This window comes from Streptomyces sp. NPDC058671 (assembly GCF_042716475.1).
In the GTDB taxonomy this organism is placed as follows: Bacteria; Actinomycetota; Actinomycetes; order Streptomycetales; family Streptomycetaceae; genus Streptomyces.
This window is the reverse complement of the sequence record NZ_JBHXSA010000033.1, coordinates 37,731-58,984: the sequence shown is the minus strand read 5'-3', so window position 1 is coordinate 58,984 and position 21,254 is coordinate 37,731. Positions and strand designations below refer to the sequence as shown.

General features: G+C 69.9%; 15 protein-coding genes and 1 pseudogene. 7 read left to right on the top strand and 9 right to left on the bottom strand.

From position 1 onward, the window contains the following. The first annotated feature begins 117 nt into the window (after positions 1 to 117). The 3 genes from ACFWV2_RS30305 to ACFWV2_RS30295 all read left to right on the top strand — a co-directional run bounded on the left by ACFWV2_RS30305 (position 118) and on the right by ACFWV2_RS30295 (position 3,673). Positions 118 to 1,797 carry an ABC-F family ATP-binding cassette domain-containing protein gene (locus tag ACFWV2_RS30305; protein WP_384409803.1) on the top strand — a complete coding sequence of 560 codons (1,680 nt, stop codon included), beginning with the start codon at positions 118 to 120 and terminating at the stop codon, positions 1,795 to 1,797. Between the two features lie 53 nt (positions 1,798 to 1,850). Further along, positions 1,851 to 2,771: a virginiamycin B lyase gene (locus ACFWV2_RS30300; protein ID WP_384409801.1), complete on the top strand. Its 921-nt coding sequence runs from the start codon at positions 1,851 to 1,853 to the stop codon at positions 2,769 to 2,771. Positions 2,772 to 3,475: 704 nt separating this feature from the next. After that, complete coding sequence (locus ACFWV2_RS30295) at positions 3,476 to 3,673, top strand: hypothetical protein (RefSeq protein ID WP_384409799.1); 198 nt, start codon at positions 3,476 to 3,478, stop codon at positions 3,671 to 3,673. Between the two features lie 119 nt (positions 3,674 to 3,792). Here ACFWV2_RS30295 and ACFWV2_RS30290 read toward each other — a convergent pair whose 3' ends face one another. Next, on the bottom strand, positions 3,793 to 5,019 hold the full coding sequence (locus tag ACFWV2_RS30290; protein ID WP_384409797.1) for an MFS transporter: 1,227 nt from the start codon (positions 5,017 to 5,019) through the stop codon (positions 3,793 to 3,795). 118 nt (positions 5,020 to 5,137) lie between these two features. After that, complete coding sequence (locus tag ACFWV2_RS30285) at positions 5,138 to 5,731, bottom strand: malonic semialdehyde reductase (RefSeq protein WP_384409795.1); 594 nt, start codon at positions 5,729 to 5,731, stop codon at positions 5,138 to 5,140. Positions 5,732 to 5,847: 116 nt separating this feature from the next. Between ACFWV2_RS30285 and ACFWV2_RS30280 the strand changes: the two genes are divergently transcribed. Beyond that, positions 5,848 to 6,354, top strand: a complete 507-nt coding sequence (locus ACFWV2_RS30280; protein ID WP_384409793.1) for a MarR family winged helix-turn-helix transcriptional regulator — start codon at positions 5,848 to 5,850, stop codon at positions 6,352 to 6,354. A gap of 655 nt (positions 6,355 to 7,009) precedes the next feature. Here the strand turns inward: ACFWV2_RS30280 and ACFWV2_RS30275 are convergent. Further along, positions 7,010 to 7,933 (bottom strand): EamA family transporter, encoded by a 924-nt coding sequence (locus ACFWV2_RS30275; RefSeq protein ID WP_384409791.1) that lies wholly within the window; start codon positions 7,931 to 7,933, stop codon positions 7,010 to 7,012. Positions 7,934 to 7,987: 54 nt separating this feature from the next. Next, the gene (locus ACFWV2_RS30270) at positions 7,988 to 8,629 is read right to left on the bottom strand and encodes a disulfide bond formation protein DsbA (protein WP_384409788.1); all 642 of its coding nucleotides are present in this window, start codon (positions 8,627 to 8,629) and stop codon (positions 7,988 to 7,990) included. A 264-nt stretch (positions 8,630 to 8,893) separates the two neighbouring features. Between ACFWV2_RS30270 and ACFWV2_RS30265 the strand changes: the two genes are divergently transcribed. Then, positions 8,894 to 9,769 carry a LysR family transcriptional regulator gene (locus ACFWV2_RS30265; protein WP_384409786.1) on the top strand — a complete coding sequence of 292 codons (876 nt, stop codon included), beginning with the start codon at positions 8,894 to 8,896 and terminating at the stop codon, positions 9,767 to 9,769. 430 nt (positions 9,770 to 10,199) lie between these two features. Continuing rightward, positions 10,200 to 10,589: pseudogene (locus ACFWV2_RS30260) on the top strand (transposase); the annotation flags it as partial. Positions 10,590 to 10,844: 255 nt separating this feature from the next. On the opposite strand, the gene ACFWV2_RS30255 reads toward ACFWV2_RS30260, so the two are convergent. The 3 genes from ACFWV2_RS30255 to ACFWV2_RS30245 all read right to left on the bottom strand — a co-directional run bounded on the left by ACFWV2_RS30255 (position 10,845) and on the right by ACFWV2_RS30245 (position 16,384). Beyond that, positions 10,845 to 12,656, bottom strand: a complete 1,812-nt coding sequence (locus tag ACFWV2_RS30255; protein ID WP_384409784.1) for a M14 family zinc carboxypeptidase — start codon at positions 12,654 to 12,656, stop codon at positions 10,845 to 10,847. A gap of 67 nt (positions 12,657 to 12,723) precedes the next feature. Continuing rightward, the gene (locus ACFWV2_RS30250; protein ID WP_384409782.1) at positions 12,724 to 13,923 is read right to left on the bottom strand and encodes a S8 family peptidase; all 1,200 of its coding nucleotides are present in this window, start codon (positions 13,921 to 13,923) and stop codon (positions 12,724 to 12,726) included. Positions 13,924 to 14,545: 622 nt separating this feature from the next. After that, positions 14,546 to 16,384, bottom strand: a complete 1,839-nt coding sequence (locus ACFWV2_RS30245) for a S8 family serine peptidase (RefSeq protein WP_384409780.1) — start codon at positions 16,382 to 16,384, stop codon at positions 14,546 to 14,548. Between the two features lie 337 nt (positions 16,385 to 16,721). Here ACFWV2_RS30245 and ACFWV2_RS30240 point away from each other — a divergent pair, with 337 nt between their 5' ends. After that, positions 16,722 to 17,678: a helix-turn-helix domain-containing protein gene (locus ACFWV2_RS30240; protein ID WP_384409778.1), complete on the top strand. Its 957-nt coding sequence runs from the start codon at positions 16,722 to 16,724 to the stop codon at positions 17,676 to 17,678. 694 nt (positions 17,679 to 18,372) lie between these two features. On the opposite strand, the gene ACFWV2_RS30235 is transcribed toward ACFWV2_RS30240, so the two are convergent. Together ACFWV2_RS30235 and ACFWV2_RS30230 are read right to left on the bottom strand one after the other, a co-directional pair. After that, a complete protein-coding gene (locus ACFWV2_RS30235; protein WP_384409776.1) occupies positions 18,373 to 19,284 on the bottom strand; it encodes a hypothetical protein in 912 nt (303 codons plus the stop codon). A 111-nt stretch (positions 19,285 to 19,395) separates the two neighbouring features. Then, complete coding sequence (locus tag ACFWV2_RS30230) at positions 19,396 to 20,601, bottom strand: S1 family peptidase (RefSeq protein WP_384409774.1); 1,206 nt, start codon at positions 20,599 to 20,601, stop codon at positions 19,396 to 19,398. Positions 20,602 to 21,254 lie beyond the last annotated feature (653 nt).

The window sequence follows — 21,254 nt, the reverse complement described above, 5'->3', positions numbered from 1 at the left end:
TCTTAACGCAACATTCGTTTCCTTAAAGGAGAACTCCCGTGGTCATTCACCGCGTCCCCACCCACCCCTCCACCGTCGCGACGACGATCCCCGCCCCCGAACCCCTGGAGCCGCCCTGTGACCGCACAGCTCACGGCGTCTGATCTCACCAAGTCCTTCGAAGGCCGCCTGATCCTCGACTCCGTCGACTGCTCCGTTCCCGTCGGCGAACGCCTCGGCATCGTCGGCGAGAACGGCTCCGGCAAGTCCACCCTGCTCCGCCTGCTGGCGGGGGCCGAGCGCCCTGACCGCGGCGAGGTCGTCCTGCGCGCCGAAGGCGGCGTCGGCTACCTCGCGCAACAGGAAGACCTCGCCCCGCACATGACCGTGCAGCAGGTGGTCGACCGTGCCCTCGCCGAGCTGCGTGCATCGGAACGGCTCCTGCGCCGGCTGGAGGCCCGCATGGCCGGCGGCGACGCCACTGCCGAGACCCTCACCGCGTACGCCGACACCCTCACCGCCTTCGAACTGCGCGGCGGGTACGACGCGGACGCCCGGGTGGAGCGGTCCTTGCACGGCCTCGGCCTGCTGAGCCTCCCCCGTGAGTCCGCCGTCGGCGACTTGTCCGGCGGCGAGGTCGTACGCCTGCGCCTCGCCGTACTGCTCGCCGCCGCCCCGGAGGTACTGCTCCTCGACGAGCCCACCAACCACCTCGACGGCTCCGCCCTGACCTGGCTGGAGGACCACCTGCGCGCCCGACGCGGCATCACGGTCGTCGTCTCCCACGACCGGGTCTTCCTGGAACGCGTCGCCACCTCCCTCCTGGAGGTCGACGGCGACATGCACCGGACCGTGCGGTACGGCAACGGCTACGCCGGCTACCTCGCGGAGCGCACCGCCGAGCGGCGGCGCCGCGCCGAGGCCCACGCAGCCTGGCGGGCCGAGGCGGCCCGACTGCGCGAGGCCGCCGCCGTCACCGCCCGACGGGTGGCACCCGGCCGGGCCATGAGAGACGGCAACAGGATGGCGTACGACCGCGCCGCCGGCCGGGTCCAGCAGTCCCTCGCAAGCCGGGTCCGCAACGCCGAAGAGCGGCTCGCCCGGCTGCTAGCCCGGCCAGTGCCCGCGCCCGCGGACCCCCTGCGGTTCACCGCAGTACCGCGCACCGCCACCGCCGCCGAACCCGGGACGCCCACCGGGCCGGCCCGGTCCGGCGACGCGCGACGGGTGCTGCTGGCCGCAGCGGGCGTCGCGGTCGAAGGGAGGCTCGCGCCGGTGGACTTGACCGTGCCGGCGGGCGGCCGACTGCTGGTCACGGGCCCGAACGGGGCGGGCAAGAGCACCCTGCTGCAGGTTCTGGCCGGCGTCCTGGCCCCCGAACTCGGGCAGGTCGTTCGACGGCACGGCCGGGTCGGCCTGCTGGCCCAGCAGGCCGACGTGGGAGCAGGCCGCGGGACACTGCTCGCGGCCTACGCCGAGGGCCGCCCCGGAACTCCCGATGAGCACGCCGAACGGCTCCTGTCGCTGGGCCTGTTCACCCGCGACCGGCTGTCCGCTCCGGTCGGCTCCCTGTCCGTCGGACAGCGGCAGAGGCTGGCCCTGGCCCGCCTGGTCACCGAACCGGCCGACGTCCTGCTGCTGGACGAGCCCACGAATCACCTCTCCCCCGCGCTGGCGGACGAGCTGGAGGAGGCGCTGGCCCAATTCGCGGGCGCGGTGGTCGTCGTCAGCCACGACCGGCGGCTGTGCGCCTGCTGGTCGGGTGACCGGCTCGCGCTGCGCGCCCCGGTGGCCGCCGCGGCCGGCATCGGTCCGTGACGACCGACAGCCGCTCCGCCCCTCCTCCCCCTGCCGTCGAGAGGACGCCTCGCTTGACCACCTCCGTAAGCCCGCTCGGCACCCTCGCCCTCCCCACCGCCGGCTCCGGCCCGTACGCGCTGGCCGTCGGACCGGACGGCCACCTGTGGTGCACTCTCGTCCACTGCGGCCGCATCGCCCGCCTCACCCCGTCGACGGGCCGCGTCGAGGAGTTCGCGCTGGACTCCTCCGACTGCGGCCCCACCCTGATCACCGCCGGACCGGACGGCGCGCTGTGGTTCACCCGGTACGGCGACCACCGGATCGGCCGGATCACGGTGGCCGGCGAAGCCCGCTCGTACGCGCTTCCCGGCGGCGCGGGCGGACCGTACGGGATCGCGGCCGGGCCCGACGGGGCCCTGTGGTTCACCCTGACGAACACCGACGGCATCGGCCGCATCGGCACGGACGGCGAGGTCCGCGAGTTCCCGCTGCCGTGCGAGGGGGGATTCCCGTCGTTCCTCACGGCGGGACACGACGGAGCCCTGTGGTTCACCCTCAACCAGGCGAACGCGATCGGCCGGATCACCGTCTCCGGCAAGGTCCGGCTCCACCCTTTGCCCACCCCCGGCGTCGCCCCGGTCGGGCTCGCGGCCGGCCCGGACGGGAGCCTGTGGTTCGCCGAGATCGGCGCCGGCCGGATCGGGCGGCTCACTACGGGCGAGGCAGGCGTGGAGATCACGCAGTTCCCGCTGCCCGAGGCCGACTGCCGCCCCCACGCCGTCGCGGTCGCCCCAGACGGGACCTGCTGGTTCACCGAGTGGGGCACCGGCCGGATCGGCTCCGTCACTCCGGACGGCAAGATCACCGAGCACCCGCTCGCAGCCCCCGACCGCGAGCCCCACGGCCTGGTCTTCGGCCCGGACGGCACGCTGTACGTCGCCGAGGAACGCGGCGGCGTCTCACGGTGGGAGGTGCGCCGCACCGGGCGGTGACCCGGCAGCCCGCTGACCACGGCCCTTTACCGCCCATGCCTCGGCAGGCGTGGCGGCAGGCCGCACAACCCCTGCCCCAGCCCGCGCAGCCGAGGAACCGGAGTCGCCCGCCGCAGCTCCTGTGCGTCGGCTGCATGCATGAGGTCTGCTGTGCCGCACCGCCGACGTCTCCCGCAGCACAGCAGGCCTCCGGTCCGCGTCGCGCCTGGCCCGGGGCGGCTCACCCGTTCCAGTATTGAGCGAGCGCCCCACTCCTTGTACCGGGCCGGGATCACACTGAGTTCGTCCGCGAAGGGGCAATCGAGGACGAATAGCAGGAGCAGGCTGAAGCCGATGAAGGCAGACACGGAGGTTACGAAGAGGAGCTGGATGGGCAGCTTGCGCATGTCGTACATAAAGGTGAGCGGGATCAGCACGATCGCACCGTCCGGGATCAGGACGATCGCACCGCCGAAGGCCAGGGCCTGGAGGAGCGGCGGGAGTTCAGAAGACCTCCTACCGCGCAAACCTGGGGTCGTACGCCTGGAGCGCGTCGTAGACGGACTGGAGCTCGACGGTTATCGCCGCGAAATTCGGCTAGCCCGCGCACATCCTGACGAATAGTTTCAGTGCCATGAACTGTACAAGGAGCGGTATGAGCTTGCCGTGCCTGCTGGCCTGAACGTCAGTCATGCGATGTACGGCTCGAGGCGGTGAAGGCCGTCGTGACGGCCAACGGCGGCACCCTTCCCTCCGACGCACGGGTGAATCTGCCGCAGGCCGGGGCGGGGCTGGGCTTCGACGGTGTCACGGGCCGCGTCGCCTTCGACGGGAACGGCGACACGACCGACCGCCGTCTGACGGTGTGCACGGTGAACGACGGCAACTGGGCGACCGTGACGAGCGGATCCGCCACCCGCTGACGCCCGCCTGGCCGGGGCGGCGTGTGGTGCGGGAGCGTACGGGTCGCCCTCGGCGGGGCGGCATGCGGTACGGGAGTGGCCGTACCGGCCGGGCGGGCGGGGCAAGGGAACTGGCGGGGTCAGCCCCCGAGGACAACCAGGGATGCGATCGCCGGGCCAAAGGCGCCGCCCAACTGGTAGCCCAGGTTGAACAGGCCGATCGCCGTGGGGCGCTGCGAGGCGGGCGCAGCCTGGCTCGCGTGCACAGCCAGTGCGGCCTGGCCGGCGCTCGTCGTGAACACGGCCAGCGTCGCGACGGGCAGGATCAGCGGCGGCCAGGGGGTCAGCACGGCGGTGAGCGGCGCCAGGGCTCCGACGGCGAGCAGGATCGCCAGGACACGCGGGCGGCCCAGCCGGGCCGAGGCCACGGCCAGCGTCATGGAGAGCACGGAGCCGGTGAGGAGGGCGACTAGCTGGCCGGTGCCGATCGTGGAGGTCGACCAGTCGGTGCGGTCGTGCAGCAGCTGCGGGACGGTGAAGAGGAGTGTGAAGTACGAGGTCGCGAAGGTGCAGGCGAGCAGGGTGGAGAGGACGAAGACCCTGCTGCGTAGCAGGGACAAGGGGACGAAGCCGGCGGGGTGGGACCGGATGTGCAGGGCGAGCAGCGCGGCCGCCACCAGGGAGGCGGTTATCGCCGGGAGCGGGAAGCGCGGGACGAGGACGAGGGCCGTGGCAAGCAGGACCAAGAGGGTGGCGCCCCGGCCGTCGAACGGGGTGCTCTGCCGTGGCGCGGACAGGTCGGCGCGGCGCGCGACCACCGGCAGGGCGATGAGCGCGACCGCTCCGACTGTGAGGGAGACCCGCCAGGAGACTGTTCCCGCGATCACTGAGCCGAGCAGGGGCCCGACCGCTCCGAGCACCCCGAAGCCCCCCGTGATCACACCCATCCGTCGGACCGAGCCCGCCAGACTCATCGCCGCGGTGACCAGACCGGCACCGCCCATCGCCTGCGCCGCCCGGCCAGCCATGACCAGCGGAAGCCAGGGCGCCACGGCGACGACTGCCGTGCCGGCCGCGACCAGGACCGCGCCCAGCCGGAGCGTGGCGCGCAGGCCGCGGCGGCGCAACAGCCCCGCCATCAAGGGGGTGCCCACGGCGACGGCCCAGGCGAAAACTGTGACGAGCCAGGTCGCGGTAGCGGTGCGGACGCCGAACGACTCGGCCATGTCGGGGAGGATCAGGACCGGGCTATTGGCACTCGCGGCGAGCGGGGTGGCCAGTAACGCGAGCCAGACGGCGGGTACGTGGCGTCGCCCCGGTCCCGGAGCGGTGGCGTGGAGAGGGCGGGCGCGGTCGAGCAGGGACACGGCGGACTCCGGGGTCGGGGAGGGGCGAGAGCGGGGCTGGGCGCGCTGGGACACACCCGGGGCAAGGCGAGGGCGTAGGCAGGACGTCGGGTGTGTGTGACGGTGGGCGGCGAGCCGCTCAGGCGGTGGTGACGACCTCGTCGTAGGCGAGTCGCGGCGAGCGCGGGAACCAAGGGTTTTCGCCGGAGCGGCCGATGTTGACGACCATCAGTGGAGTGTGGTCGTCGTCCAGGAACTCCTTCCGCACGCCGGGGAAGTCGAAGCCGGTCATCGGCCCTGCGGCCAGGCCGGCCGCACGCACGCCAAGGATGAAGTAGGCCGCCTGGAGGGTCGCGTTGAGCAGGGCGGACTCCTCACGGACCGGGCGTTCGGCGAACAAGAGGTCCTTGGCCTGCGGGAAGTGCGGGAGCAGCACGGGGAGTTCCTCGTGGAACTCGTTGTCGGCGGCAAGGATCGCGACGAGCGGGGCGGCAGCGGTCTTCGGCCGGTTGCCCTCGGCCATGTGCCGCAGGAGCCGCTCGCGGGCCTCGTCCGAACGGATCAGGACGATCCGCAGCGGCGACTGGTTGTAGGCGGTGGGAGCGTACTTGACGAGGTCGTAGATCGCCTGAACCTGCTCCTCGGTCACCGGCTCGGCGGTGAAGGTGTTGGCGGTGCGGGCCTCACGGAAGAGGAGGTCCTGGGCGAGGGGGTGGAGGACGAGCGGGGACATGGGGGTGCTCCTGTCGTTCAGTCTTGATAATCTCAGCGTTGAGATAAAAGCAGCTCGGGTCTCTCAGCGTCAAGTATCTTAACGTTGAGATAATTTCCATTGAGAGGTGTGCGGCAATGAGCGATGCTGTGGACGCGATCGTCGGTCAGTGGGTCAAGGAGCGCCCCGACGTGGCCCAGGACCTGTGGCCCGTGCAGCTCTTCGCGCGGATCCAGCGACTGGCCCGGGTGGTCGAGAAGTCCGCCAAGGCCGCGGCCGCCGCGCACGGCGTGGAGTACGGGGAGTTCGACGTGCTCACCACGCTCCAGCGCTCGGGCCCGCCCTACGCCCTCACCGCCGGCGCCCTCCTTAAAGCGTCCATGGTGACCTCCGGTGCGATCACCAACCGCATCGACCGGATGGAGGCCAAGAACCTGGTCGAGCGGATGCGCGACGGGCAGGACCGGCGCACCATCAAGATCCGCCTCACCGACCACGGCCACGAGGTCACCCGAGCCGCCTTCGCCGACCACCTGGCCAACTACGCCGGGCTTCTCGCCGAAATGGACCGCGACCTGATCACGAAGACGGGCGACGGTCTGCGCCAGGTACTGGAGACCCTCGGCGACACCGACATCGAATGAAGGCATGGATGGGCATTTGGGGCGGCCGCCGAGCCTCGGGCGTACGATCGGCGACACCGTCGAGCAGCAGGGACCCCTATGACCAGCGACAACTCGGCCGTAGAGCAGGCGGCGCACAAGCTCGCCCAGGGGCTGCCCATCGCCTCCGTGATCGCGCCGGCCACGTCTGCGAGACGCCCTCGCCCAAGTCCCGGAAGGCTCCACCCTGCTCCCGCTGATCGTGATCCGGTGCGCGACCTGGGTCACCCCCGTACAGAACCGTGCCCCAAAGCACGTGCAGAGCGGCCTTCCCAACCTCACCCCCGAGGAACTAGCCTCCCTCGCACCCGTCATGCTCCGCGTCGACCGCCGCGAGCGCCGCACCTTCGCCACCGGGCTCCTCGAAGCGGCCCTGCACACGCCGCCGTACGACCGCATCCGGCCTGTGCACCAAGGGCGCGCCCCGGGCCGCTTTAGTTCGGGGCGCTGGGCGTTCGTGCCCCCAGGCCCTTCGACGTGGGAGCGCCGCCGCGGCCGGGAAAGGGGCCGTATCGTCCGCCGAGCCCCGGCCGCGAAGCTCGTCAACGAGCTCGAAGCCACGACAAGAGACATGTACAAGGCCAACACCCACAGTTCGGGGCAGCAGTCAGTGACCACAGGACCCGCTGCCCCGCCGTTATCCGCTGCGTTCCTGTTCCAAAGCGGGTTGGTCGGGGAGGTGCGAGACGAGGGTGCGGGGTGGAGCCGGGCGCGGCTGGCCGAGCACAACCGCCAGGAAGATGACGACCATGCCGACAATTTGGAGGGCGGACAGCGTCTGGTCCTTGAAGAGGTAACCCAGCAGGGTCGCCACGACCGGGCTGCCCAGCGCCAGGAAGGAGACCGCCACGGCTGGCAGGCGTTCGATGCCTCGGAACCAGACGATGTAGCTCAGGACCGCGCCCAGGATGATGAGATAGGCGAACCCGATGACGTTGGAGCCGGTGAGACCGTTTGGCAGGTCTTCCAGCCACAGCCAGAACGGCAGCAGGACCAGACCGCCCGCCGTGAGTTGCCACCCGGTGAACGTGAGCAGACCCACGCCCTCCGGCCGGCCCCACCGCTTGGTCAGTGTGATGCCCGAGGCCATGCACAGCGCTCCGCCGAGTGCGGCGAGGACTCCGATGGTGTCGAGCGACGCCGTGCCCCTGAAGACAAGCAACACCACGCCCCCGGTGCCCATTACGCAGGCCAGGGCGTGGATGGCTCTGATCCTCTCAGCGAGGAAGAGGGCGGCGAGGATCACGACGAACATGGGCTGCGCCGACATGATCATGGCGGCGATGCCGCCCGGCAGCCGGTAGGCGGCGAAGAAGAGCAGGAAGTTGAAGGCGCCGATGTTCAGAATGCCCAGCACCAGCGCGCGCCACCACCAGACGCCGACGGGAAGCTTCAGGCCGAGGGCCAGCAGGACCAGGCCGCCGGGCAAGGCCCGCATGGTTGTCGCCAGAAGCGGCCGGTCCGGGGGCAGCAGCTCGGTGGTCACCAGGTAGGTGCTGCCCCAGACCGCCGGAGCCAGGCCAGTCAGGGCCGCCGCCAGTACATTCTGTCTGTTCTTCATCTTGCCTCAAATCCCGCGGGAAGCAATGTGGTTCGCGACATCCGTCCGGCCGGCTCAGTCGAAGATCGGGGCGCGGTCGCGGCCGCGCTTCAGCTCGAAGAAGCCGTCGATGCTCGCCACGGCCAGCACACCGTCCCAGAACGTTCCGGCGGCCTCGCCACGGGGGGCGGGGGTGAGGACGGGGCCAAAGAACGCGAGCGGCTTCCGCTCCGATCCGGGCACGTGGATCACGGGGGTGCCGACCTCGGAACCGACAGGGTCCATCCCCTCGTGGTGCTCGGCCCGCAGCGGCTCGCCCCAGGAGGCGTCCTCCGCGGCCTCGATCAGGTCGGCGGGTAGAACCGCCTCCTCCAGGGCGGCGCGGATCATGTCGTGGCCGATCCCGACCTTCTCGTGGTGGATCAGACGTCCCACGGCGTTGGAGAGGGGGCGCAGCATCTCGTTGCCGTGCCGCTGCTGTGCCGCGACACACACGCGCACGCATGCCCAGCCGTCGATCATGCCCTGGCGGTACTTCTCCGGGACCTCGCGGCCCTCGTTGAGGACCGACAGGCTCATGATGTGGAAACGAGCTTCCAGCGGTCTGACCTGCTCCACCTCCAGCATCCAGCGTGAGGTGATCCACGCCCAGGGGCAGCGGGGGTCCACCCAGATGTCGGCGACGGTTGTCTCGGAACGCGGTGGCGTGGTGCTCATGGCGGTCGCTCGTCCTTTCGGTGTCACGGGCGCGAGGCCGCGCGCAGGCATGCCTCGGCGGCGTGCGCCCAGGTGCGGAGGTAGGGAAGAGGGCAGCGCAGGAGCGGCTTAGGGCATGCGGGAGGGGCCCGATCGCGGGCCCGCTCGGCAGAGGTGCTCCGAAAACGTTCCTGCTGTGTGCGGTCCTCACAAGTCTCGCGCCGGGGGTACTAATGAGTCCAACACATGCTTGTCACGTGATCGATCTCGAATCACGATGGATCCATGGAGCTCCAGCAGATGCGGTACGTGATCGCCGTGGCCGAGACGAACAGCTTTACGAGGGCTGCCCAACGCTGCCTCGTGGTCCAGTCCGCGCTCAGCCACCAGATCGCGCGCCTGGAGAAGGAACTGGGTGCGCGGCTCTTCGAACGCACCAGCCGCCGAGTCCGGTTGACCCCGGCGGGCGCGGCCTTCCTGCCCTCCGCCCACCAGTGCCTGGATGCGGCGGAGCGGGCCGCCGCCGAAGTCGCGGCGTCCGTCGGGGAGGTGCGCGGACGCCTCGCGGTGGGACTGATCCCCACTGTCGCCGCCGTGGACATTCCCGCCGTCCTGAAGGACTTCCACCAGCGTCATCCGAAGGCCCGGATCAGTCTCAGTGTGGGAGCGAGCGACGAGCTCGTCGAGCGGGTCAGGCAGGGCGAGATCGAGGTGGCCTTTCTCGGCATCCCGGTCACGACCCGCCCTCGGGGCGTCATGGCCCGGGAACTGGCCCGGGAGCGGCTGGTCGCCGTGGTCGCCCCGGACCACCCGCTCGCCGGCGAGACCTCGGTCGACCTCCGTCGTTTGTCCTCCGAGGTGTTCGTGGACCTCCCGGCGAAGACCGCCGGCAGGGCCCAGTCCGATCTGGCCTTCACCGCCGCCGGCCTCACTCGCGAGGTCGCCTTCGAGGTGACCAACGCGGACTACCTGGCCCGTCTGGTCGGCGCAGGCCTGGGCGTGGCCCTACTGCCGCCCGCGTATGTCGCGGGCATGACCGGGATGGTCACGATCGAGGTCACGGACGCACCAGCACGCGCCGAGTTCGTGGTCTGGGGTCGGGAGAGCCGCACTCCGGCGGCCGCGGCCTTCCTGGAGCTGTTGGGCGTCGAGGCGGAATGAACGCAGGTGCGCGCGGACGAGCCGGGGCCCCCATCCGATGCGGGTGGGGGTGCCCACGGCTCGTGCGTGACCGTTGTCGCCAGTACGGCTGGTAGCCCTGAGGCCGTATCCAGGGGCGTCTTACCCCGTGCGGCTTCCTCATCCAGCCTGCTGAAATGGTCCACGACTCCGGCGCCAAGCCGGTGGTCAACCGCTCGCGTGAAGGCCGCCACCATAGAGGGGGGTTGGAGACCGCTCGCGTGGAACCAGCAGGTGAACGCGCCGACGGCCACATGCCCCCATGCGCCTCCCCGTTGCGAGCTTGAGCTTGTTGTTTAACGTCCGCGCCTGAAGAGCCAGTTGATCGCTGGTAGGCGATGCGACAGCGGTGCGGCCTTGGTGTGATCATGTGCGTTGTCGAGACGCTGTTGATCATGCCAAGGCCGCGAGGGTGAGTCTGCTGCACGACGCTGTCCGCGTCGAGTCCCTGACCGTGTTGTCGCGGTTCCGGACCGACTTCTACGACTGCCGGACCGCCCGCGCGGACGCGTTGTTCGAGCTGACGGACGCGGTGCTGTGCACGGACGGGCCGGTGCGGTCACTCGTGGATCTCGCGCTGGCACCAGAGCACCGCCGTGGGCACGGCGCGTTGTACGCCGGTCTCAACCGGGGCCGGGTGGATGTCGCCCGGCTGCGGCGGGTCCTGGCCGGGGTGCCGCTGCCGAGGGCCGCGGACGGTCGGCTGGTCCTGGCGGTGGACCTCTCGCCGTGGCTTCGGCCGGACCCCGGGACCGTGCCGGACCGCTGGTTCTGCCACACCTACGGCCGCGGCAGCCCCCGGAGGGTCACTGCGTCGTCTGCCTCCAAGCCGATCCTGTCGACGGCGAGGCGGATCCGGCAGCCGTCCGGGAGGCGCGCGGCGCGCTGGAGCAGCAGCTGCAGGACGCGCGTGAGCTGATGCGAACGGACGCCGAAGTCCTGCACAGGCCGACCTGCCCTCGGCGGAACGGCACAAGACGCTGGGCGCGGGTGGGGACCTCGCCTTCCGAGGAGGCCCGGACGTGTTCGGTCCTCCCCTCGGCGTTGTGGGCTTCGGTCAGAGAGTGAGGGTCCAGGTGTCGAGGATGCCGCTGTCCTGAGGAGCGGTGTCCTGAACCCTGAGCTGCCAGGTGCCGTTGCGGGTCTCGGTCGAGACGTTCACGGTAAACGTCTGGTCGAGGTTGGCGGTGCCGTCGCTGGCGGACGCGTTCTTCAGCCGGTAGGCCGTGCCGTCAGGAGCCACGAGGTCCAGCGTGAGATCGCCGCGGTAGGTGTGGTCGATGTGGACCTCGGCCGTGCTGGTGGCGGAGGCGGTTCCGGTACAGCCAGTGATGTTGATGCTACTGGTGACGGCGTTCCCGGCGTCGGGGATCGCGACGTCGGCCGCGTTGGTGCCGTGGCAGCCGGCCGGGGTGGGTGTGGTGTTGCTCCCGTAGGGGTTGGCCGCTTTGTCCGCCGTGTAGGTGAGCATGGGTTTGACCTGGTTCCAGAAGGTGTTCTGGCAGGAGTAGGGAGGGTGGAAGCCGCCGCAGGTGCCGCTGCTGGGTCCGACCTCCCAGGTGAAGCTGGGGACTCCGAGCTGGTCGTAGGCCCAGTCGTCGTGACCGCCGCTGGCGTCGTAGAGGATTTCGCCGGGCTGGCCGTACTGCCATCCGCCGGCCAGCCGGGCCATCTCCTTGCCCATGGCGCGCAGTGCGGTGTCGTTGCCGCTCTCCGTGTTGCCGTCGAAGCCCCAGGGGAACAGGATCATGTTGGAGTAGCTGTGCAGGGTGACGAACATGCCCTTGGTGGCGGCAGTGGCGGCCGCGGTGTCTCCAGTGGCGCGGGTGTCGGGGAACAGCTTGCGGTAGAAGCCCTGGAGTGCCTTGTTCTCGGACTCGGAGTCAGCCGACGGGCCCTTGAAAAGCTGGTCGCACGGCTGGGAGCTGGTGCTCGCGCCACCCCAGTGGCTGCTGTTGTTGCGATTGAGGTCGATGCCGCTGCCGGAGTTGGGACCCTCGGTGCAGGTAGTGGTGGAGTGGGTGTGGTTGGCGTTCTTGCGATGCCACTGCTGACCCGTAGGACCGCCCATGAAGCCCTGTTGGACCATGTCGACGCCGTCGGGGTTGCCGATCGGGATCACCCAGATCTCGCGGGTGTCCAGGATTTTCGTGGCTGTGGCGTCGGTACCGTAGCCGTCGGTGAGGTAGTCGATCCAGCGGTAGGCCATCTCGCCGGTGCTCAGTTCACGGGCGTGGACCTGCGCCTGGAGGAGGAAGCGCGGTTTGGTGGAGTTGGGCGTCAGCTGGCAGCTGTCGCTTGACTTCTTGGTGAGGCAGATGGCCTTGAGGTCGTAGCCGCCGGGCCTGCCGGTGGATTTACGCCAGGAGTCGCCGATGTCGACGACGGTGGCGAGCGGCGCGTGGTCGGAGGCGACCTGGTCGAGGTGGGCGTACTGGGCGTTCACGGTGCGGTAGCCGCCGTAGTACGTCTCCTCGGCGACGGCCTGGGTGAGTGCGGGCGCTTGGCCGCTTCGCTTGGGCGGCTCCCAGGCGGCCGGGGCCAGCCTCTGCTCCACCTTGGGACGCAGGCCGGCGACCTTGAGTCGCGTGGCGGTGGCCGCGTCGCCGAGGACGAACAGGTCGTCGCCGTCGCGGTCCTCGATCAGGTCGAAACCGGCGAGCTTGTTCGGCGGCAGGTGGGCGCCGTCGGGGATGCGGTACACGTAGGCACGGTCGTCGTCGGCCGCGCTCGGAGCAGCCGGTGCGGCTATGCCGTGGCCGGCGCCGGCCGCGACCGCCGCGGCGGTGACGGCCACCGCGAGCCAGTAGGTGAATTTCGCTTGCACGGGCACCTCGTTCGGCGTGGGGAAGGTGGTGATCGGGTCCATGGCCTGTCCGGCCGGGGGGTGGAAACCGGGGATACCGGCCGGACAGGCCGTCGCAGGAGTCAGGGCATCACCGGCCGAGGAAGCCGGTGTAGAGAAGGTTGTTGGGTGAGCCCGCTCCGATGCCGGTCAGCTTGCCCTTGGTGGCGTTGTCCTTGAGGGCGGACTGCACCTGGGCGGGTGCGGCCGTCCGGTCGGCCGAGAGGTAGAGCGCGGCGGCGCCCGCCACGTGCGGGGCGGCCATCGATGTGCCGGACATCGTCGCGGCGGCGGTGTCGCTCGTGATGCCGGCGGAGACGATGGCATCACCGGGCGCGAAGATGTCGATGCAGGTGCCGATGTTGGAGCCGATCCACCCGCTGTCGGTGCGGGTGCTCGCACCGACGGTGATGGCCTCGGGCACCTTGGCGGGCGTGATGTTGCAGGCGTTGTAGCCGTAGTCGTTGCCGGCCGCGGCGACGTTGATGATGCCGGAGGCGACGGAGTTCTGCACGGCCGTCGCAACGGACCGGCTGGAGTACTCCAAGCTCATGTTGGCCACCGCGGGCTTCACGGCATTGCGCGTGACCCAGTCGATGCCGGCGGTGACACTTGTCGCACTCAGGTCGCCGGCGCAGTCGGCGACCTTGACCCCGACCAGCTTGACGCCCTTGGCCACACCATAGGACGCGCCGCCGAGGGTGCCCGCCACATGGGTGCCGTGCCCGTGGCAGTCAGTGTTGTTGCTGTCGATGGTGTTCGTGCCCCAGGACGCCCGGCCACCGAAGTCGTTGTGCGAGGTGCGGATGCCCGAGTCGATGACGTACGCGGTGACGCCCGCGCCGGTGTTGGGCGCCGTGTAAGCGCCGTTGAGCGGCAGAGCCCCCTGGTCGACACGGTCCAGACCCCAGGAGGAGACCGCCTGCAACGAGCCCTTGGTGTCCTGCTCGACGTAGGTGACCGCCGGGTCCGCGGCGAGCCGCTTGGCCTGCTTCTCGGTCATCCTGACCGAGAAGCCCTTGAGCGCGGAGGTGTAGGTGTGCCCGACCTTGCCGCCGTAGCGCTTGGTCAGGGCGGCCTTACGCTGCTCGACACCCTGCGCAGTCGTCGTGCCGTCCTTGAGGACGACGAGGTAACTGTCCTTGATGGTGTTGGGCGCGCCGGCTCCCAAAATGCTTCCCTCGGTGGCGGCAGCCATCCCCGGCACGACCGCCAGCGCGGTGGCGGCCAGACCTGCGGCGAGCGCCACCCCGAGTATCTTCCGTGCGGGCAGTGCGGTTCTCTGGTGCATCGATGCTCCTTGTCCGGGCATGCCGTCCCCGAGGCCGGGGGTAGCCACGCTGGGATCTGACGGCATTGGAAGCTCCGCCGCGCAACGCTGAGGGAGGAACAGCCGCTGGGGGCGTTGGGACAAGCATTGGGTCGCCTGCAACCGCCTGTAAATCACTGTGCACTTCCGGTTCCGGACAATGTCCTGTTCAGCACGGGCGAGCGGGATGAACTGCAACAAATGACACATGTCCCTCGAACCGGTGGATTCCTGCGTGCCGTCAAGCGGGCCCTGACACCGGAGCACCACCTGGCGGCACGGAGGCCCGAGTGCCTCCGTGCAGACCTTCGCGACCCCTGTCCGCGACGTAGCCGAGCCCAGCCGGGGCGTACGACCCCGGTGACCCGCTGCTGGATCCGGTGTGGGGGACCGGATGGTGCCGGGTATGCGCTTCCCGCATTGTGCGCACCGGCTGCGGGCGCTGGAGGCTACGCCTCGGGGACGATCGGCTGCGGGCCGTCTGCCACGACGACGGGGCCTGGCTGCTGCTGAAACCTGTAGCGATCGTGAAGAGGGCATGGGGCCTGCCGATGTCATCCTCGACATCGGCAGGCCCCTGGTTCGGACTGGAGGGGTGGATCTGTCAGAAGGTCAGGCTCCAGGAGTCGATGTAGCCGGTGTCACCGCTGTAGACATCGGTGACCCGCAGCTTCCAGGTGCCGCTGGCGGTCGCGCTGGAGGCGTTGACGGTGTAGGTGGTGATGACGTTGGCCGCGCCGTCGCTGGAGCTGTTGGCCTTGAGCTGCGTGACGCCGCCGTTCGGGGCCACCAGCTCGATACGCAGGTCACCGCGGTAGGGGTGCTTGATGTCGACGCCGACCTTGAGAGCTGTCGGGGCGTTGCCGCTGATGCCCGTCACCGCGAGGGAGGACGTGACCGGGGTGTTGGTGTCCGGGATGGTCACGTCGACGGCGTTGGTGAACAGCTTGCCGGTGGGAGGCTGCGGGTCGGTGCCGCCGGACGCGCCGAGCGTCCGGGCCGCGTCCGCGAGGCCCGTGCCGCAGCCGCCGGAGCAGGTGCCGGGCAGCGTTCGGACGTTGGCCTTGATCGCGGACTCGATCTGGGCGGGCGTCATCGACGGGCTCGTCTGGTTCATCAGCGCCGCGAGGCCCGCGATGTGCGGGGCGGCCATGCTGGTGCCCTGGTATGCCGCGTACGTGTCGTTGCCGAGGCTGCGGATGCCGGTGTTCAGCGTGGAATAGATGCCGTTCGCGGAGCCCAGGGCGGTCTCACCGCCGGGAGCGGTGACGTCGATGAGGTTGCCGTAGTTGGAGTAGGCGGCACGGTTGCCCTGGCGGTCGGAAGCGGCGACGGTGATGACGCTGTTGCAGTTGGCCGGTTGGAAGTCGGCCACGTTGACGTTGTCGTTGCCGGCAGCCACGACGACGGTCGTGCCGCGGGCCACCGCGCCGTTGATGGCGTTCTGGGTGCCGGGGTTGCAGACGCCTCCACCGCCGAGGCTCATGTTGATCACGTCGGCCGGCCTCGGGTTGGCGGGCACACCCTGCACCGAACCGCCGGACGCCCAGGTGATGGCGTCGATGATGTCGGCGTCCGTGCCGCCGCACCACCCGAGTACCCGGACGGGCTGGATGGTCGCGTTGTACGCGATGCCGGCGATGCCCTTGCTGTTGCCGGCAGTGGCGGCGATGGTTCCGGCGACGTGTGTGCCGTGCCAGGAGTTGTTCCTGTCGCTGTCGGGGACCGGCCGGCCGAACTCGTCGACGCCGCAGTCGCCCCTGTTCATCCAGTCGCCGTTGTCAGCGGCGTTGTTGTCGCGGCCGTCGCCGTCGCGGGACATCCGCGTGTCGGAGATGAAGTCGTACCCGGCGATCACGTTGGGCGCGAGATCGGAGTGGGCGACGTAGCCGGTGTCGATGACGGCGACCTTGACGCCTACACCGGTCGCCTTGTCCCACGCGCCGGGGACGTTCATGCCGGCGGCGGCCTCGAACAGGTCCCACTGGCGGTCGTAGTAAGTGTCGTTCGGCGCGGCGGCCGTGGCGTACACACGACGGTCCGGGACGGCGTACGCGACGTCCGGGTCGGCACGGAAGGCGGCCATGACGTCGGTCGCGTCCTTCTGTCCGAGCTCGGCGCCGAGGTCGACCAGCGCGGCTCCGGTGCCCAGGCGGCGCTCGAAGTCGAGGGACTCGCCGGCCTTCCTGCCCTTGGCCTCGGCGTCCTTGGCCGCTGCGTCGTCGGACTTGGCCTCTGTGGCATGGGACTTGTAGCCGACTATGAGGCGCTCGACGGGCCCGTCGGTCGCCGGCGCCGCGGTGTCCGTCCGCGGTGCTCCCGGGACGCTTCCCTCGACGGCGTCCGCCGTCCCCGGCACGACCGCCAGCATGGTGGCGGCCAGCCCGGCGGCGATCGCCGTCCCGAATATCTTCCGTGCAGGCAATGCAGATCTGTGGTGCATCGTTGCTCCTTGTCCAGGCATGCCGTCCCCGTGGCCGGGGGTGGCCCGTGGGGGGTGACGGCAGAGGAAGCTCCGCCGCGCGACGCCGAAGGCTGAACAGCCGCGGCGGGATGGGACAAGGATTGGGGCGCCGGCAGCCGCCTGTACATGACTGTGCGCTTCCGGTTCCGGACAATGTCCTGTTCAGCAGGGATGGGTGGGATGAAACGCGACAGAAACCACATACGACGCGGAACGTCCTCTTCCTCTGCGTCGGCATGAAACCTTGACGTCCACCAGAGGGCGACCTACAGTCCCCACCACCCCAACGACCCCACCGTTGGCATGGGAGGTCCACGTGTTCTCGCTGGAGCCCGTCGGTCTCGGCCAGCTCGAGAACGACGCCTACCTCGCCCTGCTCGACCTGAAGCGGGCCACGACAGAAGCGCTCGCGGAGAGCACCGGCTGTTCCCCGGCCGAACTGCGCCCCGCCGTCCGCCGTCTCCTGGACCACGGCCTGGTCCAGCAGATCGGCTTCACTCCCCCGCTGTACGCCCTCATCGCACCCGACGAAGCCCTGCCCGCGCTGATCAGCCGCCGACGCGGCGACCTCGCCCAGATGCAGATGCAGGTGGAGGAACTGGCCGACCGGCTGCGTGCCCGACCGCACCGGGATACGCCGGTCGTCGAGCTGCTGGAGGGCGAGGACGCCGTCCTGGCGGCAGTGTCGCGGCTCCAGCTGGAGGCGCGCGAGGAGATCGTCGCGGTCGACGCCCCGCCGTACATCGGCGGCCAGAGCAACCCGAACGACCTCGAACTGCGCCGACTCGAGGACGGCATCGCCTACCGGTTCATCTACGCCCGCGAGGCACTGGCGTCGCCCGAGCACATAGCGGCCATGCGCCGCTGCATCGACGCCGGCGAACAGGCCCGGATCCTGCCCAATGCCACCCTGAAGATGGTCGTCGTCGACCGGACCACCGCGCTGCTGCCCGTCTCCTACACCGACCAGGACCCGGGCGTTCGGCTGCTGGTCCACGAGTCGGCACTCGTCGACGCCCTCGTCTGCTGTTTCGAGAGCCTCTGGGCCCGCGCCACTCCCCTCGGCGCGGACACGGCGCAGTGCGGCCTGTCCGCCAAGGACCGCGAGCTGCTGTCGCTGATGGCGTCCGGCATGAAGGACCGCACCATCGCCCGCACCCTCGGCGTGACCGAGCGTACAGTGGGCCGCAGACTCACCGAGCTGATGACCGAACTGGGCGTGGAGACACGCTTCCAGGCCGGCGTCCAGGCGGCCCGCAGAGGCTGGCTCTGACCGTTCGGCAAGGCGGACACGGGGACCGGCGGCGTGGTCGGCGCAGCGCGGGGGCCCACTGCGGGCGCTGCCCGGCGCGGTCGGTGAGCAGTGGGGCTTCGCGCAGCAGGAGGCGAGGCCGTCGAGATGGTCACGAGGTCGGCGCCGGCCTCGCTCACGGTCCAGGCCAGGCGCTCGTATCCGGCGCGCTCCTCGTCGGCGGTGCCCCAGTTGGCTTTGTTCGCCTTCAGCAGCAGCGTTTGTCGATGAGTTTCGGCAGCGATTGGTAATCAGCCGGCTCGCGGATGCTCACGAGAAACGGTTCTGACTCACTTTCCGTGAATCACCACGCGGAGTGACGCTTGTCGGGCGGGCGAGACCTCGGGAAGCTGCCTGAAAATGATTCGTCCCCAAATGCGGTGTGGCTGACAGTTCGGCCCGTGGAAGAAGTAGTGCTCCGGCTGGAGGAGTTACTGTTCCCGTCGATCTCGGACGTGGCTGTGCTGTCGGTCGACGTGACCGACGAAGCGGTACGCATTCAGGCCCAGAGGACGGTGGCCGGGTCCGATTGCCCTGGCTGGGGAAGCTGGTCAGGGCGGATTCACAACTCCTACCTGCGGTTTCCCGCTGATGTGCCCAGCGGTGGCAGACGGGTCGTCCTCTGCCTGCGGGTCCGCAGGTTCCTCTGCCCGGCCCCGTCGAGGGCGTGTGAGTCTCAATCCGCCCACTGCCATTCGATGCCGTACACACCAGGTCTGCATTTCATCGGTAGCAGGTGCGTCGTATGGAAGCCGTCCAGGGGCGCGGTGTGCCGGCTCCGGGGCTCGGCATCGATGTGGCTGCGGTAGTAGTGCCAGCACGTCGACGGCACGGCCCGGGGGTGGAAGCGCACCTGGAGCAGGTAGGACTGCAGGGGTGTGGTGAGGCGGCGCTCGTGACAGCGAGAGATGCCCGCGGTGGAGGCGGAGCGCAGGGTGTACTCGACGACCGCGGTCTCGTTCCTGGCCAGCCGGCGGCCGAGGGGGACCTCGGCGACCACGCAGTTCAGTTCCGGCCGGTACCGGGTGCTCGGAGGCGGCCCGTGGGGGACGGTGAAGTCGACCTCGTCAGCGTTCAGCCCGTCCAGGGTGTGGATGACGGTCAGGTGTCGTGCGTTGTCGCGGACGGCCCTGACGGCGACGGTGACGTGGAACTCCCCGACGAGGCGGTGCTCGTTCACGCTCACCGTTTCGTGGACGACCAGTCGCCGCAGATCGGCATCGAAGTGCGGGAAGGCGTCGCCGAGGACCTGCTCGACGTCGGAGTTTTCGCCGTAGACGCCGCGGACGGCGGCGGGATCGTACGGCGGAACCCAGCCGCGTGGCCGGCGCCTCACCAGCGAGCGCAGGGCGCCGCACGGAAGGCCGAGGAAGGGTTCCAGGATGTCGAGCGCGCGCAAGGACTGGGGCTTCTCCGGCTGGCTGCGGCCGCTCCGCCAGTAGCTGAGGGTGGCAAGGCTGAGAGTGACCCCATGGGACTGGAGGTGATCGCGCACAAGGTCCAGCGGCAGGCCCCGCCGCCGCAGGGCCTCTTTGAACACGGCCGCGAACATCGCGTCCGGATCGTCGGTGTGGGGGGCGTTGAGCATGGCGTCTTCCAGCGGGCGGGGCGGGGGGGACGCACGGCTCCGTCGGAGAGCGGCCGGGGGCCGCTCGCCTTGTCCCGCGAGCCCCCCCGGCCGGTCCTGCAGTGGACGTGCTCAGTTGGTGTTGAGCGTCAGCCCGTAGTAGCGCAGGGCGTCGTCGAGCGGCTGGAAGTACGAGGTGCCGCGGGAGTAGACGCCGCTGGTGCACTGCTGGTCGACCGGGCCGCCGGAGGTCATCCCCTGCGCCAGGTTGCCGGAGATGTACGCGCCGCCGCTGTCACCGCCCTCGACACAGACCGTGGAGGAGGCCAGGCCGCTGACAACCGTGTCGGGGCCGCCGTTGCGGTCGATGTAGGTGACGGTGTTGTTGTAGGAGCCGACCGTGCCGCAGGTCCAGCCAGTGGTGGCGCCGGACTTGCAGAGCGCGGCGCCGGACGCGGCGCGACTGACGCCCTTGACGGCGACCGTGCTGGTGCTGCCCTGGCCCCAGGTGCCGACGGCAGTGACGATCGAGTGGCCGGAGTTGACGGTCAGGAGGCCCATGTCGACGCTGCGGGTGCCGAGCGCGTAGCGGGTCTTGTACCCCTGGGCGAGGGCCGTTCCGTCGTAGCGCAGGGTGTTGGTGACGCAGTGCCCGGCGGTCACCAGGTACTGCCGGCCGGCGCTGTCGCGGGCTCCGTAACCGACGGAACACCACTGGGAGGTGTTGTTGAACGTCATCTTGCTGCCGGGGTAGATCGCGGCCTTGGCCTCGAGCTTCTCCTGGCCCCGCACGATCTGGACGGCGGCGCCGTGCTTGGCCGCCCGGGCGAGGAACGCCTTGGCGGCGGCGCCCCGGTCGTCGGCGACCTTGACGGTCACCTTGTCGGAGGCCAGGTCAACGGACCAGGCGACGACCCCGGAGGGGACCTTCTTCGCCGCGAGGGCATCCAGTTCGGCCTTGACCTTGTCGAGCTCGGCCTGACCGCGGGCGGGCACCCGGGCGGCGAGCCCGGCCTTCTCGATTCTCGCCGCCTCGGTGGCGTCGTCGGCGTTCACGGTCAGCTTTCCAGAGGCGTCGAAGAACGCTCCGTCGCCGACTATCCCGCTCTTCTTCAGCTGAGCCAGCTTGGCCTGCTGGGCGTCCTGCCGGTCCAGACGCTCGACCGCGGCGGCTTCGCTCACACCGAGCGATGCGGCCAATGCCCGTACCATCTCAGGCTGGTAGCGAGGGGTGGAGGCCGTGTCCTGCGCCTGCGCCATGGACTGGGTCCCCAGGACCGCAGAGGCCGAGAGAGCGATGCCCACCGCGACCAGGCGGCACTTACGAGAGTTACGCACGTTGATTCCTTCCGGATGGCAGCCAGGAACCCTATGGGGGCGTATCGCCGAAATACGCCAACAAAGCACCGGCGCAGGGTGGTTCCTGTCTGACGGAGAGTTGGCAACTCGCCGCGACCCGAACTATTGCGTAACGCTCGAATGAACTTCAAGAGGTATAGGAGGAGAGAATCTTTTAACAGAAACACCGAGTTCTCTGTTGATTGGAACGGCACCTTATGGAACGTCAGCCGGCGTGGATGGTATCGGTCACCGCTCTTGCCGCGCCTCGTTTCAGGCGCTTGGCCTGCATCTCCGGCGCGCTCGCTATCCTTCGGAATGCGCCCGCCTCGTCCGCTGCCCGAGCATCAGTGCTTCAGCGCAGGGAGGGGTCCGTTCGACGGGAACGCCGACCGGTCCCGCCGAGGCGTCCGGCCTCATCGGCACCCTAGAGGCACCGTGTCCGTCGTTGTATAGGGCGAGCGAATCCACGGATACGCAAAGAACCCAACAAGGCCGCCGGACGCCGGCCATTCGGAATGTTCCGCGCTCGCTCGCCGGAACCACTCCGGGATCGAAGCCGCCGGACGTCGGCCATTCGCGTGTGTCATCGTCTCCCGGCGTCCCGCGCCGTCCTTTCCGCAGTGAGCCGAGTGTCCCAGCCGCGAGGGTCA

Coding starts and splice junctions, on each gene's coding strand:
- ACFWV2_RS30245 (WP_384409780.1), bottom strand. CDS start 16,384: ATGCACCACAGATCTGCATTGCCTGCACGGAAGATATTCGGGACGGCG.
- ACFWV2_RS30285 (WP_384409795.1), bottom strand. CDS start 5,731: ATGTCCCCGCTCGTCCTCCACCCCCTCGCCCAGGACCTCCTCTTCCGT.
- ACFWV2_RS30275 (WP_384409791.1), bottom strand. CDS start 7,933: ATGAAGAACAGACAGAATGTACTGGCGGCGGCCCTGACTGGCCTGGCT.
- ACFWV2_RS30235 (WP_384409776.1), bottom strand. CDS start 19,284: ATGCTCAACGCCCCCCACACCGACGATCCGGACGCGATGTTCGCGGCC.
- ACFWV2_RS30255 (WP_384409784.1), bottom strand. CDS start 12,656: ATGGACCCGATCACCACCTTCCCCACGCCGAACGAGGTGCCCGTGCAA.
- ACFWV2_RS30280 (WP_384409793.1), top strand. CDS start 5,848: ATGAGCGATGCTGTGGACGCGATCGTCGGTCAGTGGGTCAAGGAGCGC.
- ACFWV2_RS30265 (WP_384409786.1), top strand. CDS start 8,894: ATGGAGCTCCAGCAGATGCGGTACGTGATCGCCGTGGCCGAGACGAAC.
- ACFWV2_RS30250 (WP_384409782.1), bottom strand. CDS start 13,923: ATGCACCAGAGAACCGCACTGCCCGCACGGAAGATACTCGGGGTGGCG.
- ACFWV2_RS30270 (WP_384409788.1), bottom strand. CDS start 8,629: ATGAGCACCACGCCACCGCGTTCCGAGACAACCGTCGCCGACATCTGG.